Below are 15,742 nucleotides of genomic sequence, written 5' to 3'. Positions count from 1 at the left end.
TTTGTATTAAAGGTAACCAAGCTAAGAATATGGAACGCCAGAGCGAAAGAATTGGGGTAATAGCATTATTTACGCTGTTGGCTATAGGGAGTAGTACCCAGCTTTCAGGATTATCTACTCCACCAAGCGTATCTCAAGTCACTGCTGCTAATCCAACTGGCAATACTGTCACGATGCGGGATGTATTTTATACGAGTAACCGCTTTGGTTTCCGTTTTGTTTCGCCAAGTGGTTATACAATTGTACCTGCACAAAAGTTATCCGGTCAGCCTACTACAGTACAAGTATTAGAAATTTGGAACCAAGCAGATTATCTTAACTCTAATAATTTACCTGAATCGCCACCAATTATTAGCATTACCATTTATAATAACTCCCAAAAGTTGCCTTTAGCGAGATGGAAAGGTCAACTAAGCCGGAATGACGATCGCCCTCTCACTATCGCCGGACAACGAGCGATCGCTTACACTTCCACAGGACTCTACGAATCTGATAACGTATTATTCAGCAGTCCAGATAATCGCTATGTATTCCGGTTGCTCGTAGCGTACATCAATAAAAGCGATCGCATTCGGCAAGTATTTCAACAAGTGGTTAACAGCTTCACTTTCGATATTCTAAATCCCTCGCAACCTGTTGAGCAGTGGCGCATCAATTACAGCAATTTGCAAAACTTTTTGAATCAACGTAATTGGCAGGCTGCTGATGTGGAAACTAGAGGAATTATGTTTCGATTAGTTGATGGTAAAGGCGATTTATTATTTGACAGCAAAACCGTACTCGCTCAACTTCCTTGCGAAGATTTGCGTACTATCGATCGCCTTTGGTCAACCGCTAGCCAAAGACGGTTTGGTTACAGCGCACAACAGCGAATTTGGCAACAAATTAGCTCTCGGACAAATAACTCAAAACAGCGAGTAGAAAGATTTGGTCAAGCAGTAGGATGGCGCAGAAACACTCCTCTACCAGAAAACAACCCAGTTGGTATGGAGTTAACAGGAATTCAGTGGAAATTAGATACAGAATTAAACTATACAGCCAATGCACCTGTAGGTCATTTTCCTTGGGTGGGAGTTTCTTCGACGCGCTTGAGTGACTACCTGAGTGAGCGTTCTGCTGGTTGTGGTAGTTGTACCATTGATGCTATGAATTTGGCATCAGAGCGGTTCAATAATTATTTGCCAGCATTGTTTACCAGGCTCAAAACCTGTCGCGTTTCTTAGCTATATTCAATCTTCTCTTTCTATGACTGAACCGCTAACTATTTCATAACCCCAGCGAGGATTTTGGTTTGCTAGTCGTTTGGCGGCATCATATTCGCCTAAACGACAAAGTTCTGCTAGCTGTTGATAGCCATTCTCTCTTTGTTGTGCAAGTCTATCCCGACGCGAGTTTTCTCTTTCCTTGTCAGAAGGAATAGGACGTCCTAAATTAAAGGCATCAATCTCACCAATTTGTTTCATTTTAGCACCTTAGAAAGGAAATAAATCGACAACTTCTCCATCAATAATACCGTATCCCCATTCTGGATGTTCGGCAATTTGCCTTTCTACTAGAGTTCGACCCATCGCAGTTTTGTAAGCTGATTGTAAAGAAGCAAGACTGGGAACATCGACAACGGTATCCGATTCTTCTTCCTCAACGTTTTGCTGTTCTAAAGTCAGATTGTTTAGGGAATTGTAGCTAGATGATGAGATGGAAAATTGAGGTGCGATCGCATTCAGCTTCTGCATAACACTTTCTTTGGTAACTTGCGGTTTATCTGAGAAAGATGGTGGCAGATATGGCGTTGTAATTCCCAAACTTTTGGCTTTAATTGCTTCATCCGCAATGCGATCGCACTTTCTCAAAAAACCCTCCCACAAATCTTTTCCCAACACCGGATCTCTCAATTCGGCACGCGCTTTCGCTACTGCTTGTTCTAACGGTTCTCCTTTTTGAACGTAATATTGAATCCGTTCTTCCTCAAACGCCGGATACGGTACACCCGCTTCAATCTCCCAATCGCGTTTGATTTTTTGACTTTCTCCCAGCGGAATTCCTCTGATAAATTCATCCCAAAATGGAGACACTTCCCCTTTTCTGATATTAGCTACAATTTTATAAACCCATCCCGAAGGGTTTTCAAATCCCTCGGTTTTAGCATATTCTAACAAGGCTCGCTGAAACGACTGAAATTGCTCGGCGGATTGCCAAGGAACCCTATATTGATTGTAATCTTCGTTTTTGATAAAAAGAGGATTTTGAGTCGAGCCCAGCGGTAATCCAGACACAAATTCATCCCAAAATGGAGAGATCAAACCTTTTGTCAGCCCATCGACAATTTTAAATACCCATGCCGTAGGGTTAGTCACTCCATGTTTGTTGAAATATGTCAATAAAGCTCTTTGAAATTCTTCAAATTGTTCTGGAGATTCCCAAGGGCCATTAAACCGATAATCATCTGTAACTTTGACTGCGATCGGCTGACGCTGTGTGGGGAAAAATTTATCATTTTTAATATGTATACCAAGAATATACGAAGCGTCTCCAGCCGTTGTTTTGGTTGAGTCACCGTTGTTTGCAGGTATTGCTTCAACCTTGGCTTCATTATCTGAAGAAACGCGAGAATCTGACTGGCAAAATCCCTCCCATTGCGCTTCAAGAGCGTCAATATCTGCCCAATATTCTACAGTGTTGTCATCGGTAACCAGTCGTTCTTTGAGGAGCGATCGCTCCAACAATTTTTTCCTTGCCAGTCTCTGTTCGGTACTATTTAAACCTGTTTTTTCTTCAACTTCATCAACATTAATTTTTACCCACTCATCGGTATTGCACAATTGAGATTGCCGCTCGAAAATATGCCAAAACAAAATAGCAGCCGTAACGCCGCCAGTAACTTTAGCCAGCTTGGGGTAGTAAACTGCCGCACAGCCTAAATATTGCCACAACACTCCCAGTTTCAATTGTAAATACTCCCCATATTTATATTTTTTAGATCGAAGCGATCGCCAAACTCACAAATTTTCAGCGCCACCACCTAACTTTGCCACCACTTTAACTAACTCGGCTGGCTCAACAGGCTTGGCTACGTGCATCTGGAACCCTAGCTTCAAAGCTAGTTTGCAATCTTCATCTCTAGCATACGCCGTCAGAGCAACAGCAGGCGTCTCTCCCCCTTCCTTTGCATCCAGCGCCCTCACCTTGCGGATTAAACTATAACCATCTTCCCCCGGCATCCCAATATCGCTCACCAGTACATCCGGTTTCAACTTGCAAACAGCTTCCAACCCTTCCGCCGCCGACCCTACAGCCGTCGCTTGGGCACCATATTCTTGCAGTACAAAAGTCAGAAATTCGCGAGAGTCAGCATCATCATCAACTACAAGTACCCGCAAACCATTGAGGGGACTGCTAACTGGCGATTGGGGAGTTTTGGCTGGCGACTGGCTTGTGAGTGGAACGCGCTGTTTAAGCAAGGGTAGCTTGACGGTAAAAGTTGCTCCCAGTCCTTCTCCCGGACTTTCTGCACAGACACTTCCGCCGTGCAACTCCAGTAGGCGGCGCACAATTGCCAAACCAAGTCCGAGTCCGCCGTACTTTCTGGTACTAGAAGAATCCGCTTGACGGAAATAATCAAAAACATAAGGTAGAAAGTCAGCACTGATACCTTTCCCCGTGTCGCTTACCTTGATTTGCACATAATTGTTTGTGGGGAATTGTTCATTGTCGATTGTTGAGTGTTTTGAATCGCGAACCAGTTCCAGTCGAATTTCGACGCGGCCTCCTTCTGGTGTAAATTTAATGGCATTAGAGAGCAAATTCCAGACAACTTGCTGCAAACGGTTCGGATCGCCCGAAACTAAGACAACGTTGGGATCGATCGCACGCTGAATTTGAATTGACTTGGCTTCAGCCGCAAGGCTTACAGTTTCGATCGCCGCCTCGATAGTCGATTTTAAATTAACAGAACATATATTTAAGTTGATTTTTCCCTGCATGATGCGGGAAACATCTAGCAAATCTTCAATCAGTTGAGTTTGTACCTTAGCATTGCGCTCGATCGTTTCAATTGCTTTAGCAGTGGTTTCCTCATCAAACTTGCGACTTCGCAGCAGCTTTGCCCAACCCATAATCGGATTGAGAGGCGAGCGCAACTCGTGAGACAACACCGCCAAAAACTCATCCTTAATCCGATTTGCTTGCGCTAATTCCTCAGCTTGTTGCCGTAAGCGATTTTCCAATTTCTTGCGCTCTGTCAAATCGATCGCAAAGAAAACCCCACCGGACGAAGTATCCTCAAAACTGGCACCACCAAGTAAAACCGGGACATAACTGCCATCTTTGCGAATGTATTCTTTCTCGTAAGTAGCGCAAGAACCAAACTGTGAAATATCTTTATTATTTAGCCCTTCCCTGGCAATATATTCTGGTGGCGTGATATCTTTCCAATGCAATTTTTTCGCGAAAAAATCTGACCGACTATATCCGATTAACTCCAGAAAAGCATCGTTCGCATCACTGACGTAACCGTTTTTATCCCAGAAACCCATCGCGATCATCTTCGATTCAAACACACTTCGGAATCGCGCTTCGCTTTGACGCAGTGATTCCTCTGTTAGCTTGTACTCAGTCACATCAGTGGTAATGCCAAGTGCAGATTCGATCGAACCATCCATAGCCAACTCTGGCACCACGCGAGCTTGATAGTAACGTGTTCCATTCGGTGTGGGGAAATCAAATTCCCAAGTCTTCTCAATCCCTGTTTCAAATACTTCTTTGATGTACGTTTGCCAGTCAGTATAAATTTCTTTGGGAAATCCCAGTTCGGCGTGAGTTTTACCGATGAATACTTCTGGCGGCATTCCCGTTGCTTTTTCTATTGCCCGGTTCACATAAACGTGACGCAATCCTCGATCGATGCGTGCAATAATGTCGGGCGAATTTTCCGCCAAAGCTTTAAACTCTTGTTCGCGACGATAGCGTTCTTCTTCTGCCCGCTTGCGCTCCGTCACATCCAAAACAAGAGACATAACAGAGACTAAATTTCGCGATTCATCTAAGAGCGCCGAGTTGTACCATTCGCAATAGATAACATCTCCATTTTTTGTATAATTGCGGTTGTTTGAAGTATTGCTTTCTGAGATACCATTGATTAAATTATTGATAATACTATTAACATATTCAATATCTTCATTATAAATGAAGTCCCACTCATAAAATTTTTTCCCTATGACTTCCGCCGCAGACCAACCGAATATTCTTTCCGCTTCTTTAGACCACCAAGATATGCGAAAATTGCGATCCCACTCTACGACTGCCAGCGGTGAATTTTCGACATGGAAAGTGAGTTTTTGCAGAGCATTTCGGAGTGCAGATTCTGCCTTTAAGCGGTGAGCGTGTTCCCTAGCTTCGTTGAGAGCGCGACGTACCGATGGGCCAAGCCTTCCTAACCGTTGTTTCAGCACATAGTCTGTAGCGCCGTTTTTGAGAGTTTCGATCGCCAGTTCCTCACCCAGAGTAGCAGATACAAAGATGAATGGCACTTGCGGATATGTAGTGCGAGCAATTTCCAAAGCGGAAATTCCATCAAACGCTGGGAGGGCGTAGTCTGCCAGAATCAGATCGAAAGTGTTTTTTTCCAGCGCCGCCACAAAGTCACCCCGCGTTTCTACGCGCACCAAATCGCAATCAATACCAGCATCCTTAAGATTGGTATAAATTAGTTCTGCATCTAGCAGACTATCTTCTAGCAGGAGAATACGCAGTACTTTCACGAGACACCAACCTATCGTCAAGCTCTTAATTGCTGAACATTGGATACGGGAGGCATGGAACCGGGTGGCGGCTGATTTACCACAGCCCAGAAAAGCCCTACTTCTTTAATAACGTTAACAAATTCTGCAAAGTTTACCGGCTTTACTACATAAGCATTTACTCCCAAATCGTAGCTTTTGAGCAAATCTTTTTCCTCGCGGGAAGAAGTTAGCATCACGATCGGTATTTTTTTCAAAGTCGCATCGGACTTTAACTGTGTTAGTACTTCCAATCCGTCCACCTTGGGCAATTTCAAATCCAGCAACACCACGACAGGATTGCCTTCCAAACGCAGTTTAAAAATTCCCCGTCGATAAAGATAATCGAGCGCTTCCTCACCATCGCGCACCACGATTACTTCGTTAGCTAAATGATTTTCAGCTAGGGCTGCCAAGGTTAGTTCTACATCTTGCGGGCTGTCTTCAACTAGGAGAATTCGCTTTAATTCCATTCAGCCTCCTGTGCTGTCAGATTTGGCAAGGAAAAATAGAAGGTCGCACCTCGATCTGGTGTACCTTCCGCCCAAGTTTGTCCTCGATGACGATGGATAATTCGACGGACATTGGCCAATCCGATGCCAGTTCCCTGGAACTCTTCCTCACTGTGCAAGCGTTGAAACACACCGAAAAGTTTCTGTACGTAACGCATATCGAACCCTACACCATTATCGCGGACAAAGAACACAACTTCATTTTCTTTGCTGGTGCTGCCAATGGCAATCTCGGCTTGCGAGCGTGTCTGGGTATATTTAACTGCATTGCCGATCAGATTCTGTAAAACTAGGCGTATCATGGAAAGGTCGCCTTGTACTGCTGGTAATTCCTCAATTTGCCAAACTACAGTACGTCCGTTGGTTTCCATTTCTATATCGCGTTTAACTTCTCTAATTAATTGATTCATATCAATTAAGGTGTAGCGCATTTCCGTGCGCCCCATACGGGAAAATGCCAACAAGTCATCTACGAGGATTCCCGCTTTTTTTGACGTTTCTGCGATAGTTTTGAGATAGCGCTGGCTGGTTTCATCTATAGTTCCTGTGGAGTTAACCCGTTTCAGCAGCAGCTCTACAAAACCGCTAATATGACGCAGCGGCGCACGCAAATCGTGCGAGACAGAATAGGAGAAAGATTCCAGTTCGCTGTTAGTTGCTTCCAGTTGTGCGGTACGCTCCTTTACTCTTTGTTCCAAATTTTCTGTGAGTTGTTTGATTTCGGCTTCTGCTTGTTTGCGATCGGTCACGTCTGCGATCGTCAGCAGCGTACCCAAAAACTCACCTTTTTCGCTCACAATCGTATTAGTGGAGACAATCGCCCATAGTTGGGTACTATCTTTGCGGCGAAAACAAATGTCCTGTTGTTGTGTGCGATCTTGTTTAGATAGCCACTCCTTCTCCTGTGCTTCCAGCCGGGATTCTTTTTCCATAAACTCCAACACAGGGCGATCGAGTATTTCCTCTACCCTGTAGTCCAACATTTCCGCCATACGCCCATTAACGTAGTCTATTCGTCCTTCCCGATTTATTGTGCAAATGCCTTCGTTGGCAGTATCTACCAAACGACGATACCGTTCCTCGCTTGCTTGTAGCTTCATCAAGTTTATGAAGAGCCGCCAATTAGCCGTTTGTAGCGCATTACACAACGCGCTAAACAGTATCCCTTGCGTTACAAACAATAGCAGTCGGGCGCTGTCGCTCGCATCCAGAGTCAAGGGAGAGATGGGATGTAAAAAGAAAAAAGTGCTAAGTACCGCCGACAACAAGGTAGCTAACAATCCTGGCCCCATGCCACCGTACCAGGCGCTTACCATTACAGCTCCAAAGAACAGTATGAAAGGCGTCTTTTTCATGGCTATCCAGGGGTCTAGCAGCAGCATCAGCAGCAGCGCCACCCCAACAGCCAGCACTGCCACCCCGTAGCGCTGAATCTGAGATCGTGTTAGATTTGACATGAATTTCTCTGATTGAAATAATCTACCCACCTTTAACGAAACTTTTTTTACCTTAAGGTGGATGAATTGTATTCGGCATTAACCCTACGGCTTATATTTTAATTATTTCTTAAGATGTATCTGTTCCCAGATCTGGAATATTGTTGAAAATATTTTGGTTTATTAGGGATAACGTGATAAGATTAGAAGTTTTTTTTGATTCGCGATGACCTACCAGCTAACTGCGATCGGTAGCCTTATTAGAATAATTATTACCAAACTAAGCGGAAGAGAATCGGTGCGATGGAAACTAATTGAAAGGACTGTTTCCGCTCACTAATTATTGACGATGTACGAGAGCGATCGCTCAAATCGCGCACGCATATCTGTTGAGTCGATCGGGAAGTCGTGCTTCAAGCTAACCGACATCTAATTTTTATATGTCCCATCTAGGGGAAAACCGTTAATCTCTAGTGTTGTAGCTTTGGAGAAGATCGATCGCACCCACACAGGCGCTACAGTTGTGCTGCCCATATCCAAGTTGCTGCCACCAATCCCCAGACAGCGTTAAAGCAAATTACCAAAAAGGGTACGGTAACTCCTAATTGTAAGCCCAGCAAACCTTTGCCGCTGGCAGGGAAAAACAAAAATAGTTGCGCCAGTATGGGGCCAAGTGACACCAACAAGCCTCGCAGAATTAGCGATCGCCTTGGATTACCTGTAATCCCGATTGGGAAAAAAAATAGCAATCCCCAAATTGCTCCCCAAGTTATCCTTTGATACAACCAAGGTGGCGTCAGATCTGGTGCAAGAGATGCTCCCAATAGAGCGGTTAGTTTGGTAGCTCCCGATAACCATACCACCAAACTATTTACCAATGCTCCGATTGCACCTGCACTTAAATATAGAGATACTTTTTTGATCCGATTCATATTCATTTGCCTCCTGTTTCTAGGTTGTAAGTAGGTTCAAACCTAACTACCATAACTTTGATTTGGTGGGAAAGTATGTCAAAATACCCTTGATCTGGCGCGACGCGCCATCTAAGTGCATTTAAGTGCATCTAACCTAACAAGTCAGATGGTGAGTAAAAAATCAGAACAAAACTTGCTTACGCCATCGCCAGCCAATGAAGACCACCCCCTCAAAACCTTTGGATGGGATGTGCGTAAGCCTATGTGGTCGCTGGCGCTCCTGCTGATGGGTTTTACCTTATACTCAGGCACCTTATTCGCAGGAATCTTTGTTGGCCCAGAATACAGCGTTTGGACGGATCTGCTGGGATCGATCGCGATCGGTAACTCGATCTTGGGTATCTATGCTGCCGCACTCGCTTACATTGCTGCCAAAAGCGGACTCAGCACGGCGCTGATGGCAAGGTTTAGTTTCGGCAAGGTCGGTTCTCAGTGGGTTGAGTTTATGCTGAGTTTCACGCAAATTGGCTGGTATGTGTGGGGTTCAGCTATAATTGCTCAGTTGCTAAATAAATTGCTGGGTGTACCCATTTTCTTAAATTGGTTAACTATTTTAGTTTGTACTTATTTGTTTTGCATTACCGCTTATATTGGCTATCGAGTCATGGATTGGCTCAGCCGTATTGCCGTCTCTACAGCACTTTTCGCTATGTTCTGGAGTGTGGCGATCGTCATGACTAAAGTCGGCGGGATGGAAAGTTTACAAGTACTCGCACCGGCAAGACAATTAGCATACGGTCAGATATTAACCTTCGTTATCGGTCTGTTTATTGCAGGTGCTACTCAAATTTATCATAATCCTGATTTCCCTAAAATACGAATTCAAGATGTAATCATCGTTATAGTGGCATTCTTCTTTGCGAATGGGTTTCTAATGCTGTGCGGTGCTTTTAATGCGCTGTTTTACAACAATGTCGATATTGTGCAGGTGATCGGCAATCAGGAATTGCTATTTGCAGGTTTGCTGCTGTTGTTTGTCAATATGTGGACAACACAAGATAACGCGATCGCTGCTTTCTCCGCAATAAGTACTGAGGTATTTCACAAAAATAAGCGAATGGCTTTTTTTGTGGGTAGTGCAATATTAGCGCTGCTGCTATCTTTGGGAGGCATATACAAAATGCTGATTCCTTATCTGATTTGGCTGGGAACTTTTATTCCACCCATCGGCGGCGTGATTGTGTCCGATTACTGGCTAGTTCATCAAGGCAAGTTTCCCGACCCAGAAAAAGCGCGATCGGCATTTAATTGGGCGGGGATTTCTGCTTACGGGGTAGCAAGTGCGATCGCGCTCTTCTCCCCCGGCATTAAACCTATCAACGGCATCGTCGCCGCCATAATCATTCACTTTTTAGCTAGCAAAATCATCGCTTATTTATCATCTTGAAATTCTTCATCCCCTATGCCAGATTCCCCATCCCTCATCCCCAATCGCCAAATAGCTGAATATGTCGATCGCATGGCAGAGTTAATCGATTTGCCCATCGATCCGGAATACAAACCGGGTATAATCGCCAACATGACTAGAATTGCCCAAGTTGCCCAACTGGTCAACGAATTTCCCCTGCCCGATGAAATCGAAGCCGCTACAATATTTACACCATGATCCAAGCCTATCCCGATGCCATTCAAATTGCCTCTGTAGTCCGAGAACAGGAAGTTTCCGCCAAATCGATCGTTGCAGCTGCATTAAGTCGAATTGCCGATGGCAATCAGAGGTTGAATTGTTTTACTACTGTGATGGCAGATAGCGCCTTGGCAGATGCAGAAGCAATCGATCGTCAAATTGCGGAAGGCAAAGACCCAGGTATATTGGCAGGTGTGCCGATCGCAGTTAAAGATTTATTGGATATCGCCGGTATAACTACTTTGGCAGGGTCAAAAATTAACGCCGCAAAACCCCCTGCTACCTGCGATGCTACCGCCGTCGCCAGACTCAGACAAGCCGGTGCGGTACTGGTGGGCGCTACTAATATGGATGAGTACGCCTACGGTTTTGTGACCGAAAACAGCCATTACGGCGCTACCCACAACCCCCACGATTTCAACCGAGTCGCTGGCGGTTCCTCTGGCGGTTCTGCTGCTGCGGTTGCGGCTGGTTTAGTGGCCATCAGTCTCGGTTCCGATACCAACGGTTCCATTCGCGTACCCGCAGCTTTTTGCGGCATCTTCGGTTTAAAGCCTACTTACGGTCGTTTGTCAAGAGCGGGATCGGCATTATTTGCGGGCAGTTTCGACCATATTGGGCCGTTTGCTCGGTCGGTGCGCGATCTTGCCGCAGTTTTTGATGTGCTTCAAGGCGCAGATCCGGCAGATCCGGTTTGCACAACTCGTCCGCCAGAACGCTGTTTGCCGCAGCTAAATCTGGGGATTGAGAATTTGCGAATTGCTGTGGCAGATGATTATTTTGCCAGGGGTGCGGAACCGGAAGCGTTAGAGGCAGTAGCAAAAGTTGCCAGTGCTTTGGGTGTAAAAGATAGGGTGACGATACCGGAAGCAGAGAGAGCAAGGGCAGCAGCTTTTGTAATCACAGCTAGTGAAGGTGCTAATTTACACTTGAAAGATTTGCGATCGCGCCCGAACGATTTCGATCCGGCAACACGCGATCGGTTTTTGGCAGGTGCGTTAATTCCGGCAAGCTGGTATATTCAAGCACAGCGGTTTAGGCAGTGGTATCGCGATCGCGTTCGGGAAATCTTTGAAAATGTCGATATAATTCTCGCCCCCGCAACACCCTGCATTGCGCCTCCCATCGGACAAGAAAAAATGGTAATTGCCGGGGAAGAAATGTTAGTTCGTCCCAATTTGGGTAGATTTACCCAACCTTTATCATTTATCGGTTTACCTATTATTTCTGTTCCCATTCAGCGCGAAGGCAATATGCCTTTGGGGGTGCAAATTATTGCCGCACCTTACAACGAAGCGTTAGTTTTAAGAGTAGCGGCATTTTTGGAAGCGCAAGGAATTGTGAGTGCGCCAGTAATACAAAGATAATTGATGAAATACCATAGAAATGAGAGGCTTTCAGATTTAGCTATAAACAAGAAACCCGGTTTCTAAAAGCGATCGCCTTCATAGTTCAATTATGGAAACAAGTTATCAATGTCTCTGGCTTGGTGTAAAACTCTGACAACTTCAATACCATCTGCAATTTTATTGTAAAAGATAATGTATGGCTTAACAGGAAAACTCCTGAGTCCTGCCACCAGATCGTCGCGTTGGTTACCTATTTTAGGAAACTGAGACAACATGGGAAGTCGATCCAAAATTTGGGCAATCTGTTTGTCAGCTAAGAGTTCATCTTGCTGTTTCAGGTAAACCCAAATATCTTCTAAGTCTTGCTCTGCTTGCTATGACAAACGGTACCGGTTCACTGGGATTGCTCCCGATCGAGCCGCTGCTTGCCCCGCATCTTGATGGTTTCAAGCAAATTAGGTAGTGTAGAATCATCGTACTCAGCGTACTCTCCATTCTTAAGTTGTTCCATACCTATTGCGATGTCACGCTGTAAAGCTTCTCTTTGATTTTGAAGTTCCTCACCAGACAAGGATGGATACTGAACTTTTTGCGCTAAAATTCGCCGCTCTTCGTCTGTAAGAGAAAGGATAATTTGAGCGAGAGAGTCAATCAATTTAGCGTTGATTGAAGCAGTAGTTTGGCTCATAATCCGAATTTTTAACTTGTTCTCTTATTATACTGGAAGCAAAGCCAGCTTACAATTAATTCGATAACCAGCCGATGAACGGTATTAAACTCCAAACCTATGTCGGACAGGATAGTTTTTGGCATTCTCATCCCACAGATAATTGCTCAAACTCGTTTCATCTAATTAAAGAAGCGATCGCCTACGAGTGTTATTTGACCGCTCTATAAAAGCGATCGCCTCCTGTGTTGGTAGAGTAAGTGGGAGAACGATCGCCGTGCTATTAATAGTAGCTGCAACCCATAAAGTAGTTATAATTTGGTAAACTCTGACAAGTTGTTTCGTTGACGAGCGCAAACATATTGTATCCACCACCACCCACACCTGCAATCCGGTAGACAACCCCCGAACCGTTGTCAACTTGCAAACTACCGTTGTAGCTCATATTCTTGACTTGTACGAACTGCGAACCCAATCGATAGTTATATCCAGAAACTGAGCCGCCATCTGGTTTAACACCAAACATATTTCGCCCACCGCCGCCTGTGGATTTAATTTTGACCAATACAGGTCGATTACCACCTTCTAGAACACCTGCTACAAAGAGAACATTATGCTCAGGCACCCACATCATGCCATAAAACTGCCCGAACTTCTGTTCACCTAACCATTTTCCCGTACTTGCCTCAGTTTTAGTCAGTACTTTACCTTCATTATTGATTGAAATGTTGACATCTCCAATCTTCAAGTTTGAAGTTGAAAACAAACCATCAGCAGATACAGGAACTGTCGAAAAACCAATCATTGCCAAAGATAGGATTGTTACTTTTTTGAGCATAAATTCCCCTTTGAGTAATCTTTTTACTTTATTCCCAGCATCTCAACCGTGTCATCACTTATGGTTGGCGGAAAAAGACGGATAAAGACGGGAGTTTTATTAAATATGTTTACAATGGGCGGATTATAGCGGATAATAACGGATAAAGTAGGCTTTGACTTAAGGGCTATGGACACAACAGAGGTGTTAAAGTATTTGGACGAACTCGTTTTCGCTCAAACGGGTAAGCACCTCGATAGTCTGCAAAGAGCAATTATCAAAGGCGTTATCAGCGATCGGAAATACGCGGATATTGCCAAAGAATATCAATGTACGCGAGGTCACGCTAAAGATGAAGCTTATGCGCTTTGGCAACTTCTTTCTGAAGCTTTGGGAGAAGATTTGAATAAGTCAAATTTCCGGGCTTGTGTCGAAAGATTGGGAATTGATAAATCTAAGTATAAAAGTCAAATTATCGGTCATTATGTTATTGGTGGTAGTATTAATAACTGTTCCAATCCTTCAGAAGTAAATGAAAAATCAGAGTTAGGAAATTTGGAATTTCTTGGAAAAGAAGCTACATCTGTTAACGGCAAGTCTAACAAGCTCGAAACAGGCAGAAAACAAGCTAAACTGGAAACAATACCGCGATTGATAAAAATTGGCTTAACAGCAGAGCAAATTGCCCAAGTTCTCGATTTGCCTCTGGAGGAAGTTCTGACGCACCATAGTTAATCTAATTTGCAAGTTGCGTTAGAATAGTAAACAGCTAATTTACGGCAGCAATATAAAGCTCGATCGAGAGCAGTTAATATGGTAACGACAAACAAAAATTTAGTCGAACAAACCGTTCCTGCAAGCGCCAGAGAAAGCAGAGTGGTGATGAAAGGCGTTAGTTGGGAAACATACAAAAAATTGATGTCAGAAGTAGGAGACGATCGCGCTTGGAGAATTGCTTACGATCGAGGAGTATTGGAAATTAGAATGCCGTTATTAGAACACGAACTTCCCAAGGGTTTACTAGAAAGCTTTATCGAAGCAATTGCAGACGAACTCGGTATCGAAGTACTGAAAGCCGGGTCGCTAACACTGGAACGAGAAGATTTAACAAACGCGATCGAACCTGACTCCTGTTTTTACATTCAAAACGAAGCAGAAGTGAGAGGAAGAGAAGAAATTATTCTTCCTGGCGATCCACCACCGGATTTAGCGATAGAATCAGATTATACCAGTTCTTCTGTTAATAAACAAGCTATTTATTCAGCTTTAGGCGTAACCGAATTGTGGCGATATACAAAGAAAACACTTTTAGTTTATCGACGAATTGAGGGAGGATACGAACAGTGCGAACAAAGTTTAGCCTTTCCCTTTTTACCAATAAGTGAAATTCCAAGTTTGATCGAACAAAGTAGGTCTATTGGACAAAGAAGTGTAGTGCGGTTATTTCGGCAGAGAATTAGAGAAATTTTGGATAGTCGAGCGACGGGTGATAGTTAAAATTGCATAAAATTGTTTATTCTATCCTCCAATCATAGATCGTGCTTTGTTGTCGAGGCTCGTTATTTGCCGTCGATACAAACAGATTTTGCCCTCTAGCATTCCTAAATTGAAACAGACAAAGACCTAATCCCGTTCCAGAACAATCGAGAACTTCTGTGTAGCCTTTTTTGATTAAATAATCAATGACACCGCTGCGATTTGGATTGTTAACTTGTTCGGGATTAACAACAGGTCGCCATCCTCGCTGAATTAACATCGTCCTAGCTTGCGCGTAATTCATGTTTCGCCGCAGTCTGGGCAATGATTGTGCAAAAGATGACAATTGCACTGAAAAAATTGTACTTATAAGCACGCCGGAAAAGAGTAGTTTATTCATCGTTGTTTGCTCGCTTATGTGTGATAATGTCTGATTTAACCTGACTTAATTTATAATTTTACCGCAGTTACTCAAGTTTCTGCTTAATAATACCAAGTTGCAACACCTGACAATTGCTGCGATTCTTATATCCATCGAATTTTATATTTGTTTGTGCCCCGCATCATTAAGTTTAAATTATCTAAGTGACAACGCAGCTTGACTATTATATTGTATTGTAGCTATATTGGCAGCGTGCAAATTCATTTCTTTATTAAGTTCGCTCGGAGGTAATCATGGGATTTTTGAGATTTATTTTAGCAGTTAGCGTTCTGATTTTTCACTCCCAGCCTATCGCCGGTATCAAGCTTGTCGGCGGTCAGATAGCCGCACAATCATTTTTTATAATCTCTGGTTTTTATATGGCTTTAATTTTAACTAAAAAATATGTCGGCAAGGGTTCTTATAAAGCATTTATGAAAAGTAGGTTGGTAAGATTATTTCCTGCTTATTAGGCCGTGATACTTTTGGTGATAATTTTTTCTTTACTGCATTCTTACTTACTTGGAGGAGGTCTTTTCTTACAAAGTTGGATGGCTAATTGGCAATCCCTAAACATATTTTCAAAAATTTATTTATTATTTACTAACGTTTTTATATTTGGCCAAGATATTGTAATGTTTTTGCAATTAAGTACTTTCTTAAAAAAAGTACTCCAAGGGCAACAGGAT

17 protein-coding genes and 1 pseudogene are annotated in these 15,742 nt (G+C 43.6%); 8 read left to right on the top strand and 10 right to left on the bottom strand.

The genetic code is table 11. From position 1 onward, the window contains the following. The first annotated feature begins 29 nt into the window (after window positions 1–29). Window positions 30–1,223: a GUN4 domain-containing protein gene (locus H6G03_RS00675; RefSeq protein WP_190461009.1), complete on the top strand. Its 1,194-nt coding sequence runs from the start codon at window positions 30–32 to the stop codon at window positions 1,221–1,223. Between the two features lie 6 nt (window positions 1,224–1,229). Here H6G03_RS00675 and H6G03_RS00670 read toward each other — a convergent pair whose 3' ends face one another. From H6G03_RS00670 to H6G03_RS00645, 6 genes are all read right to left on the bottom strand, one after another. After that, on the bottom strand, window positions 1,230–1,463 hold the full coding sequence (locus H6G03_RS00670; protein WP_190461007.1) for a hypothetical protein: 234 nt from the start codon (window positions 1,461–1,463) through the stop codon (window positions 1,230–1,232). A gap of 9 nt (window positions 1,464–1,472) precedes the next feature. Next, window positions 1,473–2,945, bottom strand: a complete 1,473-nt coding sequence (locus H6G03_RS00665) for a hypothetical protein (protein ID WP_190461005.1) — start codon at window positions 2,943–2,945, stop codon at window positions 1,473–1,475. Between the two features lie 51 nt (window positions 2,946–2,996). After that, complete coding sequence (locus H6G03_RS00660; RefSeq protein ID WP_190461003.1) at window positions 2,997–5,756, bottom strand: PAS domain S-box protein; 2,760 nt, start codon at window positions 5,754–5,756, stop codon at window positions 2,997–2,999. A gap of 17 nt (window positions 5,757–5,773) precedes the next feature. Next, window positions 5,774–6,247 (bottom strand): response regulator, encoded by a 474-nt coding sequence (locus H6G03_RS00655; protein ID WP_190461001.1) that lies wholly within the window; start codon window positions 6,245–6,247, stop codon window positions 5,774–5,776. After that, on the bottom strand, window positions 6,238–7,743 hold the full coding sequence (locus tag H6G03_RS00650) for an ATP-binding protein (RefSeq protein WP_190461000.1): 1,506 nt from the start codon (window positions 7,741–7,743) through the stop codon (window positions 6,238–6,240). Before H6G03_RS00650 ends, H6G03_RS00655 begins: the two co-directional genes overlap by 10 nt. 494 nt (window positions 7,744–8,237) lie before the next feature. Next, window positions 8,238–8,654: a hypothetical protein gene (locus tag H6G03_RS00645; RefSeq protein WP_190460998.1), complete on the bottom strand. Its 417-nt coding sequence runs from the start codon at window positions 8,652–8,654 to the stop codon at window positions 8,238–8,240. 148 nt (window positions 8,655–8,802) lie between these two features. Between H6G03_RS00645 and codB the strand changes: the two genes are divergently transcribed. Genes codB through H6G03_RS00630 form a run of 3 tightly spaced genes read left to right on the top strand, consistent with a single transcriptional unit; the run spans window position 8,803 to window position 11,690 of the window. Then, a complete protein-coding gene (gene codB, locus H6G03_RS00640; RefSeq protein WP_190460995.1) occupies window positions 8,803–10,083 on the top strand; it encodes a cytosine permease in 1,281 nt (426 codons plus the stop codon). A gap of 15 nt (window positions 10,084–10,098) precedes the next feature. After that, window positions 10,099–10,302 (top strand): DUF4089 domain-containing protein, encoded by a 204-nt coding sequence (locus H6G03_RS00635; RefSeq protein WP_190460993.1) that lies wholly within the window; start codon window positions 10,099–10,101, stop codon window positions 10,300–10,302. After that, window positions 10,299–11,690: an AtzE family amidohydrolase gene (locus H6G03_RS00630; RefSeq protein WP_190460991.1), complete on the top strand. Its 1,392-nt coding sequence runs from the start codon at window positions 10,299–10,301 to the stop codon at window positions 11,688–11,690. The genes H6G03_RS00635 and H6G03_RS00630 overlap by 4 nt, the downstream gene beginning before the upstream one ends. Before the next feature lie 89 nt (window positions 11,691–11,779). Here H6G03_RS00630 and H6G03_RS00625 read toward each other — a convergent pair. After that, window positions 11,780–12,070: pseudogene (locus H6G03_RS00625) on the bottom strand (type II toxin-antitoxin system RelE/ParE family toxin). Then, window positions 12,067–12,360 carry a hypothetical protein gene (locus H6G03_RS00620; RefSeq protein ID WP_190460989.1) on the bottom strand — a complete coding sequence of 98 codons (294 nt, stop codon included), beginning with the start codon at window positions 12,358–12,360 and terminating at the stop codon, window positions 12,067–12,069. Before H6G03_RS00620 ends, H6G03_RS00625 begins: the two are co-directional and overlap by 4 nt. A gap of 74 nt (window positions 12,361–12,434) precedes the next feature. Between H6G03_RS00620 and H6G03_RS38615 the strand changes: the two genes are divergently transcribed. Continuing rightward, complete coding sequence (locus tag H6G03_RS38615; protein ID WP_255512152.1) at window positions 12,435–12,569, top strand: hypothetical protein; 135 nt, start codon at window positions 12,435–12,437, stop codon at window positions 12,567–12,569. 53 nt (window positions 12,570–12,622) lie between these two features. Here the strand turns inward: H6G03_RS38615 and H6G03_RS00615 are convergent, their stop codons facing one another. Further along, window positions 12,623–13,177, bottom strand: coding sequence for a hypothetical protein (locus tag H6G03_RS00615; protein WP_190460987.1), 555 nt, complete (start codon window positions 13,175–13,177; stop codon window positions 12,623–12,625). Window positions 13,178–13,345: 168 nt separating this feature from the next. Here H6G03_RS00615 and H6G03_RS00610 point away from each other — a divergent pair, with 168 nt between their 5' ends. Together H6G03_RS00610 and H6G03_RS00605 are read left to right on the top strand one after the other, a co-directional pair. After that, entirely contained in the window at window positions 13,346–13,891 is a 546-nt protein-coding gene (locus tag H6G03_RS00610; protein ID WP_190460986.1) for a hypothetical protein, read from the top strand. Window positions 13,892–13,969: 78 nt separating this feature from the next. Further along, complete coding sequence (locus H6G03_RS00605) at window positions 13,970–14,653, top strand: Uma2 family endonuclease (protein WP_190460984.1); 684 nt, start codon at window positions 13,970–13,972, stop codon at window positions 14,651–14,653. A 16-nt stretch (window positions 14,654–14,669) separates the two neighbouring features. Here H6G03_RS00605 and H6G03_RS00600 read toward each other — a convergent pair whose 3' ends face one another. Beyond that, window positions 14,670–15,032, bottom strand: coding sequence for a hypothetical protein (locus H6G03_RS00600; RefSeq protein WP_190460982.1), 363 nt, complete (start codon window positions 15,030–15,032; stop codon window positions 14,670–14,672). A gap of 275 nt (window positions 15,033–15,307) precedes the next feature. Here H6G03_RS00600 and H6G03_RS00595 point away from each other — a divergent pair, with 275 nt between their 5' ends. Next, on the top strand, window positions 15,308–15,526 hold the full coding sequence (locus H6G03_RS00595; protein ID WP_190460980.1) for an acyltransferase family protein: 219 nt from the start codon (window positions 15,308–15,310) through the stop codon (window positions 15,524–15,526). The last annotated feature ends 216 nt before the right edge of the window (window positions 15,527–15,742 follow it).

It is taken from the genome of Aerosakkonema funiforme FACHB-1375 (assembly GCF_014696265.1).
GTDB classification, from domain to species: Bacteria; Cyanobacteriota; Cyanobacteriia; order Cyanobacteriales; family Aerosakkonemataceae; genus Aerosakkonema; species Aerosakkonema funiforme_A.
Note: the sequence above shows the minus strand (reverse complement) of the source record. Positions and strands in the feature narration are given on the sequence as shown.

Coding starts and splice junctions, on each gene's coding strand:
- H6G03_RS00675 (WP_190461009.1), top strand. CDS start 30: ATGGAACGCCAGAGCGAAAGAATTGGGGTAATAGCATTATTTACGCTG.
- H6G03_RS00670 (WP_190461007.1), bottom strand. CDS start 1,463: ATGAAACAAATTGGTGAGATTGATGCCTTTAATTTAGGACGTCCTATT.
- H6G03_RS00655 (WP_190461001.1), bottom strand. CDS start 6,247: ATGGAATTAAAGCGAATTCTCCTAGTTGAAGACAGCCCGCAAGATGTA.
- H6G03_RS00650 (WP_190461000.1), bottom strand. CDS start 7,743: ATGTCAAATCTAACACGATCTCAGATTCAGCGCTACGGGGTGGCAGTG.
- H6G03_RS00645 (WP_190460998.1), bottom strand. CDS start 8,654: ATGAATCGGATCAAAAAAGTATCTCTATATTTAAGTGCAGGTGCAATC.
- codB (WP_190460995.1), top strand. CDS start 8,803: ATGGTGAGTAAAAAATCAGAACAAAACTTGCTTACGCCATCGCCAGCC.
- H6G03_RS00635 (WP_190460993.1), top strand. CDS start 10,099: ATGCCAGATTCCCCATCCCTCATCCCCAATCGCCAAATAGCTGAATAT.
- H6G03_RS00630 (WP_190460991.1), top strand. CDS start 10,299: ATGATCCAAGCCTATCCCGATGCCATTCAAATTGCCTCTGTAGTCCGA.
- H6G03_RS00620 (WP_190460989.1), bottom strand. CDS start 12,360: ATGAGCCAAACTACTGCTTCAATCAACGCTAAATTGATTGACTCTCTC.
- H6G03_RS38615 (WP_255512152.1), top strand. CDS start 12,435: ATGAACGGTATTAAACTCCAAACCTATGTCGGACAGGATAGTTTTTGG.
- H6G03_RS00615 (WP_190460987.1), bottom strand. CDS start 13,177: ATGCTCAAAAAAGTAACAATCCTATCTTTGGCAATGATTGGTTTTTCG.
- H6G03_RS00610 (WP_190460986.1), top strand. CDS start 13,346: ATGGACACAACAGAGGTGTTAAAGTATTTGGACGAACTCGTTTTCGCT.
- H6G03_RS00605 (WP_190460984.1), top strand. CDS start 13,970: ATGGTAACGACAAACAAAAATTTAGTCGAACAAACCGTTCCTGCAAGC.
- H6G03_RS00600 (WP_190460982.1), bottom strand. CDS start 15,032: ATGAATAAACTACTCTTTTCCGGCGTGCTTATAAGTACAATTTTTTCA.
- H6G03_RS00595 (WP_190460980.1), top strand. CDS start 15,308: ATGGGATTTTTGAGATTTATTTTAGCAGTTAGCGTTCTGATTTTTCAC.